Below are 14,170 nucleotides of genomic sequence, written 5' to 3' on the forward strand. Positions count from 1 at the left end.
TTAATGCTTTTTGAAACACAGTATAATCCTCGTTGAAGTCTCTCATCTATAAGCCACCTCGGATAATATTTTTAAAGTTATTATCCAGTATGGACAGCCCTATGAATCTTTAAACAAATACTATTTAGCGAGGAAGCAAAATGATTTAGGTTATTTTTATCATATTCAAAATTATTTGAATGAGTATGATAATGTGCAGTTCTCAGCGCTAGGTGAAATATGAAAAAATAAAAATTCAAATAGATTTGAGGTGGTAGTTTATGATAGTGAAAGCATTAAAATAAACAGTATGATATTGCTTTCTCTAGCTGCCTTTTATATAACATGGGTAGGTCATCATGAATTAATGAGTTTTATATGATAAAAGAAGAGAACGCTTATAACAAAGTGTCCTCCTTTTGTTGATTGTTATGATAACTTCGAATTGTTCGACAGAGTGTATTCTGCATTTTTTTATTGCAAGCTTCATTCAAATGCCATGATAAATTTGAATTAATGGTAGGGGTGTTCTAAAATCTTCAAAATTTAATATTACTAGTATTGCAATGAGTATTTATACTAAGTTATAATGAAAATCACGATTACGGTCTGTTCGAAAAGTGACCGTTATACTGAACTGAAGAAAAACAGCGATATGTCCCAGTAGCTCAGCTGGATAGAGCAACGCCCTTCTAAGGCGTCGGTCGGGAGTTCGAATCTCTCCTGGGACGTCAGAAAAAGAAAAGACTGATATATCAAGGTTATCAAGATTAGAAATAATCTGGAGGATCCGAGGTATATCAGTCTTTTTATATTGTTTTTTCATTCACTTTATTGGCTGATGAAAAAGTTATGTTGTTTATGTTATCTTAATATCGAAAAAGTCGGTCTGGGTTGAAATTTAAATTAATCTGTCATGTACATAGCGGAAACCAGACCATCGCTCATATATTCTGAAAACCGCTCATATATTTTGAAAATCGCTCATATCAGCAAAGATGCGGGCAATCTTTTGAAACAATTTCCAGAACTCCACACGAATTTTCCTGAAATATGTCATGTATTCAGAGAAAAACTCCCCATCGCTCATAAAATTGTCTAATGGCTCATAAATCCTGAATATCGCTCATATATTCAAAAAACCGCTCATAAATCCTGATAATCGCTCATATATTCTGAAAACCGCTCATATCAGCAAAGATGCGGGCAATCTTTTGAAACAATTTCCAGAACTCCACACGAATTTTCCTGAAATATGTCATGTATTCAGAGAAAAACTCCCCATCGCTCATAAAATTGTCTAATGGCTCATAAATCCTGAATATCGCTCATATATTCAAAAAATCGCTCATAAATCTGAATAATCGCTCATATATTTTGAGAATCGCTCATATCAGCAAAGATGCGGGCAATCTCTGAAACAACTTCCAGAACTCCACACGAATTTTCCTGAAATATGTCATGTATTTAGAGAAAAACTCCCCATCGCTCATAAAATTGTCTAATGGCTCATAAATTTCAATAATCGCTCATATATTTTGTTAATCAATAACATACCTGTGACAAAATGAGCCGCTAATGTCATTTTCAATAAAGTCAAGCATCCACTCCTTATCCCCAATGATAGAATAACAGATGCCTAAGCTGTTGTTCAGAGTTTGAATTTCTCCTGAGACACTAACTAAAAAAGCTGATATATCATGCCTCAAGATTAGAGATAATCAAGAAGTGTCCTGTGAATATCGGCCTTTTCGCTGTTGCTTTTTTAGCTAGCTTGTCCAATTTTTTTGTCATTTTGAGCAAATAAACATCTCCTGCCTATATTGGCTGTTTTGATTTTGATACGCAACTGCAGCGAAAAGCGTAAACTGGATTTTATTTATAGTTGACATATATTTTGATACATTTTAAAATTATAAAATAATTTAAACTTTTATAAAAAGCATCCGTACTTTTTGGAGGAATATGATGAAAGTTAAAGAAATGACTTATATAGCTTTATTTGCGGCTATCATGGGTGCGCTGGGATTGGTTCCGCCGATTATGTTGTCGTTTACACCTGTCCCTATTACGCTTCAGACATTGGGAGTCCTGCTTGCAGGCGGTTTATTGGGTGCTAGGCTCGGGGGATTAAGCCAAATCGTTTTCTTGTTGATTGTCGCTGCTGGGATGCCGTTATTATCTGGCGGCCGTGGCGGATTGAGTGTATTCGTAGGACCAAGTGCGGGTTACTTGTTCGCTTATCCTATCACTGCCTATTGTATCGGATATATTCTATCCCGAATTCGTACTCTCTCATTGGGGAATATCTTGCTTATAAATCTAACAATCGGGATTTTCTTAATATACTTATTTGGTATACCTGTTCAAGCTTTTATGATGGATATATCTCTTTTGCAAGCTGTAAAATTAAGTCTCGTCTATATTCCTGGAGACGTTCTGAAGGCAACGCTAGCCTCGTTTTTAGTTTTCAGGCTGCTAAAATCACCGGTGTTTCACCTGCAAATATCGAAGACTTCTAAGACACATTAATGGATGTGTCTCTTTTTAATAGAAAGGAGAATACATATGACTGCGATCATTTCTGCGTACCGGAATAACGCCGAGCAATACCCTGAAAAATTGGCCATTAAAACGCGCGACCAGGAACTTAATTATCGGGAATGGCATGAACTGATTAGCAAAACGGCAAACTGGATCGATTCTCTTGGCAGCACAAATAAAACCGTAGGAATGTTATTGCCGAATGGCATCCCTTTTCTGCAGTTCTTTGCAGCTGCATCGGCGGCTGGCTGGGTTGCAGTTCCCTTGGATTTAAAGTGGAAGGAAACCGAACTGAAAAAGCGGCTGGCCCTTTGCAGCCCATCTATTGTGATCACGACGAGAGATTTATATGACAAGCTAAAACCAATATACTCAAATGTGATGATATTTGAGGAATGCTTGGAGGAAATTAATCAGACTTTATTTACACAAATAAAAGATCCAGAAGGAGATCGTCCATTTTATATGGGTTTCACCTCGGGCTCAACAGGAGAACCAAAAGCGTTTATCCGCTCCCAAGAATCATGGGTTGAAAGCTTCAATTGCACTCGTTTTGATTTCCACATTGATGAAGCAGAGCATGTACTCATTCCAGGTGCGCTCATCCATTCCCACTTTTTATATGGAGCAATCAGCACTTTCTATTTGGGAGGAACGGTATATCTGCTGGAAAAGTTCTCTCCAAATCAGACCCTGTCCTGGCTGCTCTCACAGCCTATTTCAGTTGTATATGTGGTTCCAACTATGGTAGAAGCCTTGCTAAAGGAGAAATCTACAGTTGAAAAGTCTGTAAAAATGATCTCTTCCGGTGCCAAGTGGGAGGAGAATTCGAAGCTAAGGATACGAGAGATGTTCCTTAACTTATCCATGTATGAATTCTATGGTGCAAGCGAATTAAGCTTTGTAACAGCATTATCAGATCAGGAAAACAAACGGAAGCCCGGGTCTGTCGGCAGGCCATGCCACAACGTAGAAATTCAAATTCGTCTATCTAACGGTGATATAGCAAAAACTAATGAAGTTGGTAAAATTTATGTAAGAAGCAGGATGGTATTTATCGGGTATCTCCATGCTAATGATCTTACTATCCACTCTCTCGAGGACAAAAACGGCTGGAGTACGGTCGACGATATCGGCTACATGGATGAAGATGGCTTTTTGTATATCGCAGGACGTGAAAAGAATATGATCTTATATGGAGGAATCAATATTTTTCCGGAAGAGATTGAGACAGTCTTATCCTTACATCCTGATGTGGAGGCAGTATCTATTGTAGGCGTGCCTGATCCCTATTGGGGGCAAATTGCAGCAGCAGTTGTGAAAGGAAAGGCTTCTAAAGGGGAGCTAAGAAGGTTCTGCAAGATGAAACTTGCATCATACAAAGTGCCTCGCAAATGGTATTTCGTAGATGAGCTGCCGCTTACAACAGGCGGTAAGATCGCCCGTGCGCAAATTAAGGAATTCGTAGAAAGTAAGGTGAATGTCCATTAACAGAGCGGTGATCGTACAAGCTAAACGAACCCCGATTGGAAAGCAAAAGGGGATGCTTCATGCCTTTCAGCCTCATGAACTGGCTGCACCACTCCTCGGGCATCTGGCTGGCGGCCTCGATTATAAGATTGACGACGTGATACTGGGAAATATAGTAGGTCCTGGAGGTAACGTTGCCCGGTTATCTGTCTTAGAAGCTGGTCTTCCTCTTACTGTACCTGGATTAACTCTCGATCGCCAATGCAGTGCCGGACTTGAAGCTATCCGGATGGCTTGCTACCTTATTCAAGGTGGAGCTGGCCAATGCTACATAGCAGGCGGTGTGGAAAGTACGAGCACCTCGCCTCAGGAAACCAGAGCCCGCTTCTCTCCAGAAAAGATAGGAGACCCCGATATGGGAGTCGCAGCTGAGTACGTAGCCCAAAAATACGGAATCACAAAAGATATGCAGGATCAATATGCGCTGTTAAGCTTTGAACGTAGTTGGGCTGCTTATAATGATGGGTCATATGAGCAGGAAATTCTTCCGTTCCAAACATTTGATAGAGATGAAGAATTCCTCAGGGAACGAAACATGAAAAAGCTTTTGAAACGAGCCAAGCCGATTTTTATGAATGAAAATGGAACAGTCACCGCTGCAAACAGTTGTGGCATCAATGATGGTGCCTGTGCAGCATTGGTGATGGAAGAAACAATAGCTAAGCAACTCAGTTTTCAACCTGTATTACGTTTTGTCGATAGCCTTGTGTCCGGTGTGCACCCCTTTTTTCCCGGAATTGCACCTGTACCGGCGATTCAGGACTTATTAAAAAGAAACAAGTTGACCATAGAAGATATTGATCTCATCGAAGTAAATGAAGCATTTGCTTCCAAGGTCGTGGCATGCGCCGGGGAATTATCGATTCCGTATAAAAAATTGAATGTAAGCGGCGGGGCCTTAACCATCGGACATCCTTATGGTGCATCTGGTGCAATTCTGGTCACAAGATTGTTCTATGAAGTGCAACGAAGAAATCAGGTGAAATATGTTCTTGCTGCAATAGGCAGTGGTGGAGGGATCGGAGCAGCTGTTTTATTTGAGGTACTGGTCTAAAAAATACGTATGTCATAACCAAGAAGGCCCGGAAACAAAAAGAAACCTTAAAGAAACACGGGTTAATGAAAAAGTAAAATTTGAAAGGATATTGATATTCCTATATCTGAAATACGATCGCTTTTCTTAACATGGAGGCCAAAACTTATGGCGTCCATTTTTCTTTTCAAAAAAGTTATAAAAACTTCACCATTTGTAAACCTTATAACCATGCCGTTGTAAGCGGATACAATGTTAATGACTAATTTGAATAGTCGAATAATTCGAAAAAGGCTATTGACGTGCTTATAAAATGAGCGTAATATAATCCACAAATAACAGGACAACAAAGTTTTAGGAGGCCTCCCAGTCAGGGGGTAAGAATCCTGGATTTATACTACGATGTGCGGTAGTGACGTCGATTATGACTTTAGTCTTTTAAAGCTTTTTACCATTAAAAAGGAGTGTCCTCTTGTCGGAGCAATGGATTTTCCTAAACGGTGAATTTGTGACTATCCAAAAGCTGCACCGAACGTAAGTTAATATACAAAAGCATTGATGAGGATAAGTAGTTTTTTTGTCAAGGCATTTACAGAGAGCCGGGTTGCTGAGAGCCGGCAAGTGCCCCAAAAGATGAACTCCCCTCTGAGCTTCAGCTTGAACGTGTAACCAGTAAAGCTGAACGGGTGCCTACCAGTACCCGTTATCAAACACAGAATGGCGACAGTCATTCAAAGTGCGTACAGAAGGTTTGTACGAAAAAGGGTGGTACCGTGGATAGGCTGATAAAACCTCTTCACCCCTTTAGCTTGCTGAGAGCGGGCTTATTTGGGTGGAGAGGTTTTTTGTTGTTTTGTTTTAAAACCATGAGCTCGGGATATGAGAGGAGGAGATTAACATTATGACGCAAAAGGCAGTAATAGCTGAAAAAAAAGGTGAAAAGACCACGAAAAGCGGTGCTAATTTTTTAATTGATGCCCTAAAAAAGCAAAACGTCGAAGTCGTTTTTGGTTATCCGGGAGGTGCTGTACTGCCTATTTATGACGCATTGTATGATTCTGGTGTCTTTCATGTATTGACAAGGCATGAGCAGGGCTCTATCCACGCAGCCGAAGGGTATGCGAGGATAACTGGTAAGCCCGGAGTTGTAATTGCCACCTCTGGACCGGGAGCAACCAACATCGTAACCGGATTGGCGGATGCAATGATAGATTCAATACCGCTCGTCGTTTTTACCGGCCAGGTTGCCACAAGTGTTATTGGTTCGGATGCTTTTCAGGAAGCTGATGTGCTTGGTATCACGACACCGATTACAAAGCATAATTATCAGGTGAGAAAGCCTGGAGACCTCCCAAGGATTGTGAAGGAAGCATTCTATATTGCATCAAGCGGCCGTCCAGGACCGGTTTTGATTGATATTCCAAAGGACGTGGCCATTCTGCAAGCGGAAGCGGAGGAAGATCCGGAAATGGATTTACCGGGCTACCAGCCGACATTGCAGCCAAATTACCTCCAGATCAGAAAGCTGATTGAAGCGGTGAGCGGGGCCAAAAAGCCGGTGATTCTGGCAGGAGCCGGTGTCCTTCATGCCAGAGCCTCAGAGGAATTAAAGAAATATGCTGAACAGCAGGGAATTCCGGTTGTGCACACCCTCCTTGGGATTGGCGGTTTTCCGGCAGACCATTCATTATTTGTCGGGATGGGAGGCATGCATGGGGTTTATGCAGCAAATATGGCGCTATATGAATGTGATTTACTGATAAATGTCGGTGCGAGATTTGACGATCGGCTTACTGGCAATCTTGCTGCATTTGCCCCGCAGGCGACTGTTGCCCATATCGATATTGACCCTGCTGAAATAGGAAAAAATGTGCCGACAAAGATTCCTGTAGTCGGCGATGCGAAAGAAGCGCTCGCTCAATTGATTGCCCAAAATGGCAAACTGCCGGAAGCCTCCGAATGGGTGCAGAAGATTACCGAGTGGAAAGAGAAATTTCCATTATTCTATGAAGGTGACAGCAGTGAGCTGAAACCGCAGAAAGTTATTGAACTGCTCCATAAAAAAACAAATGGCGATGCGATCGTCGTAACGGATGTCGGCCAGCATCAAATGTGGGCAGCCCAATATTACACATTTAACAAACCACATGCCTGGGTAACATCGGGCGGGCTTGGGACGATGGGCTTCTGCGTACCGGCGGCAATCGGTGCCCAGCTTGCCGAACCTGATGCGACAGTTGCAGCCGTAGTCGGGGATGCCGGATTTCAAATGACCAACCAGGAGTTGGCTGTCATTGCAGAATTAAATCTACCTATTAAAATTATCATTGTTAATAACCACTCGCTTGGAATGGTTAGGCAATGGCAGGAACTTTTTTATCAAGAACGGTATTCACACAGCCTGCTTCAGAATCAGCCGTCCTTTGTAAAATTAGCCGATGCTTATGGAATCAAAGCATACAAAGTCACAACAATCGAGGAAGCAGAAGAACGAATGAGTGAGGCTTTAACGACAGATGGACCGATTTTGCTCGATATCCATGTAGCGCCTGGGGAAAATGTTTATCCGATGATCGCACCAGGTAAAGGGCATCACGAAATGGAAGGGGTAAAAAAATGAAAGGAATCCTAACACTGATGGTAAACAACAGGCCTGGTGTTCTTAACAGGATTACCAACCTGTTTTCGAAAAGAAATTATAATATCGAAAGCATTACAGTCGGGCATTCCGAACAAGAAGGGATTTCGAGGATCACTGTCGTCGTACAGGTGGATGATGAAAAAGTGATCGAACAAATGACAAAGCAGTTAAACAAGCAAATTGATGTATTAAAGGTCATGGATATCAGCAATCAATCGATTGTCTCCCGTGAGCTTGCACTTATTAAGGTGCTTGCTACATCACAGAACCGATCTGAAATCTACGCTTTAATCGAACCTTTTCGGGCCTCGGCGATTGATGTCAGCAAGGATAGTCTAACCGTTCAGATTACTGGAGAATCAGGCAAAATCGAAGCCTTTATCGAATTGTTAAAACCATATGGTATCAAGGAACTGGCGAGGACCGGTACCACTGCGTTCCCGCGCGGCACCCAGCGCACCAATAGCAATAAAAGTCTTTCAATTGTTTAAGAAATTCAAATTTATGTAAATAAGGAGAGGTTTATTATGACAAAGGTTTATTACAATGCAGAGGGAAATGAAGCTTATTTTGAAAACAAGAGGGTTGCGGTAATCGGTTATGGTTCACAGGGCCACGCTCATGCGCAAAACCTGCGTGACAGCGGTGTAGAAGTTATTATCGGTTTAAGACAAGGGAAATCATGGGATAAAGCTGAAGAGGATGGCTTCAAAGTATATCCGGTCGGCGATGCCGCTGACCTTGCGGATGTGATCATGATTTTACTTCCGGATGAGCAGCAGCCTAAAGTATATAAGGATGAAATTGCACCTGTTTTAAGATCAGGCCATTCATTGATGTTTGCCCATGGTTTCAATGTCCATTTCCATCAGATCGTTGCTCCCGCAGACGTAGATGTTCTGCTTGTTGCGCCAAAGGGTCCCGGCCATCTTGTGCGGAGAACTTATGAGCAGGGAGCAGGCGTACCAGCATTGTTTGCTATCCACCAGGATGTATCGGGTGAGACAAAAGAATTGGCCCTTGCTTATGCGAAAGGAATTGGCGCTTTGCGAGCAGGTGCGTTGGAGACTTCATTTAAAGAAGAAACAGAAACTGACTTATTCGGAGAACAGGCGGTTCTGTGCGGTGGAGTAACTTCTCTTGTGAAAGCAGGTTTTGAAACACTGACAGAAGCAGGATATAAACCGGAAGTCGCTTACTTTGAATGTTTGCATGAATTGAAATTAATCGTTGACCTTATGTATGAAGGCGGGCTGGAAGGTATGCGATACTCCATTTCTGATACGGCTCAGTGGGGAGATTTCGTATCTGGACCGCGCATTGTAAATGAAAATGTAAAGGCTGAAATGCAAAAAGTGCTTAAAGATATCCAGGATGGCGAATTTGCTAAAGGATGGATCCTTGAAAACCAGGCAAATCGTCCCGTATTCAATGCGATTAACGAAAGAGAAAAAGAACATCCAATCGAGAAGGTGGGCCGTGAGTTACGAAAAATGATGCCTTTCGTCCAACAACAAAAGAAGAAAGAAGTGGTTTCCGTTGCGAAAGATTAATATTTTCGATACGACGTTGAGAGATGGTGAGCAATCGGCCGGAATCAATCTCAATTTTTCTGAAAAGCTAGAAATCGCTTATCAATTGGAAAGGCTGGGCGTCGATATTATCGAAGCTGGTTTCCCTGCAGCATCAAAAGGAGATTTTAATTCCGTACAGGAAATAGCCTCCAAGATTAAGGATAGTTCGGTTACAGGCCTGGCCCGATGCATCCAAAAAGACATGGATGCTGCCTGGGAAGCGTTGAAGGTAGGTGCAGAGCCAAGGATTCATATATTCCTGGCGACATCTCCTATCCACCGGGAATATAAGCTTAAGCTTTCAAAGGAAGAGGTGCTCAGGCAAGCAGTCGAGTCCGTGAAGTATGCAGCAGCGCGCTTCCCGATTGTACAATGGTCAGCAGAAGATGCCAGCCGGACTGAACTTGACTATCTCGCAGAAATTGTAGAAGCAGTGATCCAAGCAGGAGCTAAAGTGATCAATATTCCGGACACGGTAGGTTACGCCGCGCCGGTTGAATACGGCAATATTTTTAAATATTTGAGAGAACATGTTCCTTCTATTGATAAAGTCAGCCTATCTGCGCATTGCCACGATGACCTCGGAATGGCAACAGCAAATTCCCTGGCGGCGGTGGAAGCTGGGGCAACACAAGTCGAAGGGACCATTAATGGAATTGGCGAGAGGGCAGGAAATGTCGGTCTTGAGGAAGTTGCCGTTGCCCTTCATATCCGGAAGGATTATTACAATGCTCAAACCAACATGCAATTACATGAGATTAAGAGAACTAGTGACTTGATCAGTAAATTGACAGGAGTTTCTATCCCGCCAAATAAAGCGGTCGTCGGCCAAAATGCTTTTGCCCATGAATCTGGGATTCATCAGGATGGGGTATTGAAGGAAAAGACGACTTATGAAATCATTTCCCCTGATTTAGTCGGCCTATCTTCCAACGCAATGGTACTTGGTAAACATTCCGGCCGGCATGCTTTTAAGAGCAGGCTTGAACAGTTACATCTGGACGTAACCGATGAAGAAATGAACCGGTTGTTCGTACAATTCAAAGAATTGGCAGATAAGAAAAAAGAAATGACGGATGAAGATTTGGCTGCACTTGTCCTTGAAGAAAAGCTTTCCAAGGATAACCGCTTTTTCGAATTGGTATCCTTACAGATTTCCTATGGAACGAATCAGGTTCCGACGGCAACCGTTACTTTAAGGGACCCCGATAACGAGACGATTCAGGAAGCGTCAACTGGTGCTGGCAGTATCGAAGCTCTTTATAACACGCTTGAAAGATGTGTCGGTGATAAGGTGAATCTATTGGATTACCGGATTCAATCTGTCGGTGCCGGTAGAGACGCATTGGCCCAGGTTTACGTGAAAATGAGGTACCGCGATACGGAAACAAGCGGACGCGGCCTTGCACAGGATGTACTTGAAGCTTCAGCGAAAGCATATCTAAATGCGATAAACCGAGTAGTCTATCTAAGTGCTAAATCTCCCATTTTACAATAACTATACATGAAAGGAGAACATTCAAATGAGAAGGAAAATTACTGTACTGCCCGGAGATGGCATCGGAAAAGAAGTTACAAGGGGTGCTGTTGAGATTCTCGAAACCGTTGCAGAAAGATACGGACATGAATTCGAATTTCAATATGGAGAAATCGGCGGCCAGGCCATCGACAATACAGGCTCGCCTCTCCCTGAACAAACAATCGAAACCTGTAAAAACAGCGATGCGGTCCTGCTCGGTGCAGTGGGGGGTCCAAAATGGGATAACCAGCCTTCTCATTTAAGGCCGGAACGGGGGTTGCTGAAGATTCGTAAAGAATTGAATCTCTATGCCAATCTGCGGCCGATCAGCTATTACTCCAGCCTTTCAGAATCTTCTCCATTACGAAAGGAAATCATTGAAGAAGTTGATTTTGTTATTGTGAGAGAATTGACTGGCGGGCTGTATTTTGGCAAGCCAAGTGAAAGGACGACTCACGATGGAAAAGAAGCAGTAGTAGATACATTGTTTTACCAAAAAGATGAAATGCAAAGAATTATTGAGCTGGCCTTTGAATTAGCCAGTAAACGACGAAAAAAAGTCACTTCCGTTGATAAGGCGAATGTTTTAGAATCAAGCAGGTTATGGCGTGAAACAGCGGAAGAAATAGCGGAACGCTATCCTGAAGTTGAACTTGAGCACATGCTTGTAGATAATGCAGCGATGCAGTTGATCCGCAATCCAAGGCAGTTCGACGTAGTGGTCACGGAAAATATGTTCGGCGATATTTTAAGCGATGAAGCATCCGTGTTAACGGGATCGCTTGGAATGCTGCCATCAGCCTCCATTTCAACGCAAGGCCCGAACCTATATGAACCGATCCATGGGTCGGCACCGGATATTGCCGGAAAAAACATTGCCAACCCAATTGCCGCGATTCTATCAGCAGCTTCCATGCTTCGTCTATCCTTTGGCATGGAAGTGGAAGCGGAAGCGATTGAAAAGGCTGTGGGAGAAACACTGGACTCCGGCTCAAGAACAGGTGATATTGCCGAAGGACAGGTGCGTACCTTAACGACAACAGAAATGGTTGCTGAGATAAAAGGGGCAATTCTTGATCAGGAGGCAATCACCCATATTATGGGAGCATATACTTGAAGGTCGATCTACAGTCAGGGGCTGACTCAGCAAGCAATCTGAGTCACCCTTTTTTTAAAAAAAGTGAGGGGTGGGAGGATCATGAAGAAGTCAATCATTGAAAAAGTATGGGACCGCCATGTGGTGTACCAGGAAGAAAATAAACCGGACCTATTGTATATTGATTTACATTATATCCATGAAGTAACGTCACCACAGGCTTTCGAGGGATTGCGGGAAAAAGGCCGCAAAGTGAGAAGGCCGGAAAAAACCTTTGCCACCATGGATCACAATGTACCGACGGTTAACCGATATCAGATTACAGACGAAATTGCCAGAAAGCAATTAACTGCACTTGAAAAAAACTGCACAGAGTTTTCGATTCCGCTTGCTGACCTCGATAGCCCAGAACAAGGGATTGTCCATGTCATTGGTCCTGAACTCGGCCTGACAAAGCCGGGAATGACCATAGTCTGCGGTGACAGCCATACATCCACCCATGGTGCCTTTGGTACCATCGCCTTTGGGATTGGAACAAGTGAAGTCGAACACGTTTTCGCTACACAGACGCTGTGGCAAACAAAACCAAAAACACTTAAGCTGGAGATAAATGGAGAGCTTGGCAGCGGCGTGACCGCTAAAGACGTTATCCTATATGTGATTTCGAAATATGGCATCAATTTTGGTACTGGCCATATTATCGAATATTGCGGTAATGTGATTCGGAATATGTCAATGGAAGAAAGAATGACAGTCTGCAATATGTCGATCGAAGGCGGAGCAAGAGCAGGGCTTGTCAGTCCGGATGAAACAACTTTTTCCTATTTAAAAGGAAGGAAGCATGTGTCAACCGGAGTTGATTTTGAAAAGGATACGAAAGAATGGAGCGCGCTGGCGAGTGATGAAGGTGCGGTGTATGATACTGAGATTGTCATCGACGGCAGTGAGATTTCCCCAATGGTAAGCTGGGGCACCAATCCGGGAATGGCCAGTCCTATTGATGGAAATGTCCCGAAAGCTGGCAACGACGAAGCCGGTGAAAAGTCATTGCAGCGGGCCCTTGATTACATGGGCTTGACAGCAGGGATGTCCATTTCGGATATCCCGGTCCAGCATGTATTCATTGGTTCCTGTACCAATTCACGCATCGAAGATCTCAGGCAGGCTGCTGAGTTCGTAAAAGGAAACAGGGTAATAGATGGAGTAAGGGCCCTGGTCGTTCCCGGCTCGCAAAGTGTTAAGAAGCAAGCGGAGGAAGAGGGGCTGGATAAGATTTTTACAGAAGCGGGGTTCGAATGGAGAGAATCAGGCTGCAGTATGTGTCTTGGCATGAATCCCGATGTAGTGCCGGCAGGTGAACATTGCGCTTCCACCTCAAACCGGAACTTCGAAGGAAGGCAGGGCACAGGTGCACGCACACACCTTGTAAGTCCGGCAATGGCAGCAGCTGCTGCCATACACGGCCGATTTGTTGATATCCGCAAAGCTGGCGGAAGCACGGAAACAGCCGAACTAGCCTTTTGAAAAAGTCAATTTAAATGAAACATAATACAGGAGGTGCACTGCGGGTGAAGCCGATTACCGTCTATAAAGGGAAAGCAGCAGTTTTGGACAGGGCTAATGTGGACACAGACCAAATTATTCCGAAACAATTTTTAAAACGAATTGAACGAACTGGATTTGGTGAGTTTTTATTTTATGATTGGCGTTTTGATGAGGATGGGAATGAACGGGAAGATTTCGAATTGAACCAGCCGCAAAATAAAAATGCTGGAATCCTGATCGCAGGTGAAAACTTTGGCTGTGGTTCATCAAGGGAGCATGCGCCGTGGTCGCTTCAGGATTATGGGTTTGATATTGTCATCGCGCCGTCATTCGCTGATATTTTTCAGAATAATTGCCTGAAAAACGGGATGCTGCCGATAACGCTAACTAAAGATAAAGTCTCTTATTTAATGAATAATGCCGGAAATGATCAGTTAACGATAGACCTACGAGAGCAAACCGTTATTGATAATAAAGGGCTTTCGACTTCTTTCGACATACATCCTTATTGGAAAGAAATGCTCCTTAATGGCTGGGATGAAATCTCGATTACGCTGCAATACAGCCCCCAAATTGATGAATTTGAAAAAAGTGAGAGACCGATTTCTACTATATAAACCGAAACTTCCATCAGTGGGGATCTTACTGTCCGCTAATGCACGATAAAACATAATCCCGAAAAAGAGTTGTTTCTTCCGACTTTTTCAGG

10 protein-coding genes, 1 tRNA gene and 1 other annotated feature are annotated in these 14,170 nt (G+C 43.1%); all 11 genes read left to right on the top strand.

Annotated elements, in window-relative coordinates:
- Window positions 1–636: 636 nt before the first annotated feature.
- The 11 genes from ELQ35_RS14330 to leuD all read left to right on the top strand — a co-directional run bounded on the left by ELQ35_RS14330 (window position 637) and on the right by leuD (window position 14,078).
- A tRNA-Arg gene (locus tag ELQ35_RS14330) sits at window positions 637–710 on the top strand.
- A gap of 1,237 nt (window positions 711–1,947) precedes the next feature.
- Window positions 1,948–2,511 carry a biotin transporter BioY gene (locus ELQ35_RS14335; RefSeq protein ID WP_126865509.1) on the top strand — a complete coding sequence of 188 codons (564 nt, stop codon included), beginning with the start codon at window positions 1,948–1,950 and terminating at the stop codon, window positions 2,509–2,511.
- Window positions 2,512–2,547: 36 nt separating this feature from the next.
- Window positions 2,548–4,014 (top strand): AMP-binding protein, encoded by a 1,467-nt coding sequence (locus ELQ35_RS14340; protein ID WP_126865510.1) that lies wholly within the window; start codon window positions 2,548–2,550, stop codon window positions 4,012–4,014.
- Window positions 4,010–5,107, top strand: a complete 1,098-nt coding sequence (locus tag ELQ35_RS14345; RefSeq protein WP_185861785.1) for an acetyl-CoA C-acyltransferase — start codon at window positions 4,010–4,012, stop codon at window positions 5,105–5,107. Before ELQ35_RS14340 ends, ELQ35_RS14345 begins: the two co-directional genes overlap by 5 nt.
- 525 nt (window positions 5,108–5,632) lie before the next feature.
- Window positions 5,633–5,893, top strand: a binding site (T-box leader).
- Between the two features lie 94 nt (window positions 5,894–5,987).
- Window positions 5,988–7,706, top strand: a complete 1,719-nt coding sequence (gene ilvB, locus ELQ35_RS14350; protein WP_126865511.1) for an acetolactate synthase large subunit — start codon at window positions 5,988–5,990, stop codon at window positions 7,704–7,706.
- Window positions 7,703–8,218, top strand: coding sequence for an acetolactate synthase small subunit (gene ilvN, locus ELQ35_RS14355; protein ID WP_126865512.1), 516 nt, complete (start codon window positions 7,703–7,705; stop codon window positions 8,216–8,218). Before ilvB ends, ilvN begins: the two co-directional genes overlap by 4 nt.
- A gap of 36 nt (window positions 8,219–8,254) precedes the next feature.
- Window positions 8,255–9,280: a ketol-acid reductoisomerase gene (gene ilvC / locus ELQ35_RS14360; RefSeq protein ID WP_126865513.1), complete on the top strand. Its 1,026-nt coding sequence runs from the start codon at window positions 8,255–8,257 to the stop codon at window positions 9,278–9,280.
- Complete coding sequence (locus ELQ35_RS14365) at window positions 9,267–10,799, top strand: 2-isopropylmalate synthase (protein WP_126865514.1); 1,533 nt, start codon at window positions 9,267–9,269, stop codon at window positions 10,797–10,799. The genes ilvC and ELQ35_RS14365 overlap by 14 nt, the downstream gene beginning before the upstream one ends.
- A 25-nt stretch (window positions 10,800–10,824) precedes the next feature.
- Window positions 10,825–11,937 (top strand): 3-isopropylmalate dehydrogenase, encoded by a 1,113-nt coding sequence (gene leuB, locus ELQ35_RS14370; protein WP_126865515.1) that lies wholly within the window; start codon window positions 10,825–10,827, stop codon window positions 11,935–11,937.
- 78 nt (window positions 11,938–12,015) lie between these two features.
- Window positions 12,016–13,440 (top strand): 3-isopropylmalate dehydratase large subunit, encoded by a 1,425-nt coding sequence (gene leuC, locus ELQ35_RS14375; protein ID WP_126865676.1) that lies wholly within the window; start codon window positions 12,016–12,018, stop codon window positions 13,438–13,440.
- Between the two features lie 44 nt (window positions 13,441–13,484).
- Window positions 13,485–14,078, top strand: a complete 594-nt coding sequence (leuD, locus tag ELQ35_RS14380; protein WP_126865516.1) for a 3-isopropylmalate dehydratase small subunit — start codon at window positions 13,485–13,487, stop codon at window positions 14,076–14,078.
- Window positions 14,079–14,170 lie beyond the last annotated feature (92 nt).

This window comes from Peribacillus cavernae (assembly GCF_003989135.1).
Lineage (GTDB): Bacteria > Bacillota > Bacilli > Bacillales > DSM-1321 > Peribacillus > Peribacillus cavernae.

Excerpts from the sequence above, each read along its gene's own strand:
- ELQ35_RS14335 (WP_126865509.1), top strand. The coding sequence starts at position 1,948 with ATGAAAGTTAAAGAAATGACTTATATAGCTTTATTTGCGGCTATCATG.
- ELQ35_RS14340 (WP_126865510.1), top strand. The coding sequence starts at position 2,548 with ATGACTGCGATCATTTCTGCGTACCGGAATAACGCCGAGCAATACCCT.
- ilvB (WP_126865511.1), top strand. The coding sequence starts at position 5,988 with ATGACGCAAAAGGCAGTAATAGCTGAAAAAAAAGGTGAAAAGACCACG.
- ilvN (WP_126865512.1), top strand. The coding sequence starts at position 7,703 with ATGAAAGGAATCCTAACACTGATGGTAAACAACAGGCCTGGTGTTCTT.
- ilvC (WP_126865513.1), top strand. The coding sequence starts at position 8,255 with ATGACAAAGGTTTATTACAATGCAGAGGGAAATGAAGCTTATTTTGAA.
- leuB (WP_126865515.1), top strand. The coding sequence starts at position 10,825 with ATGAGAAGGAAAATTACTGTACTGCCCGGAGATGGCATCGGAAAAGAA.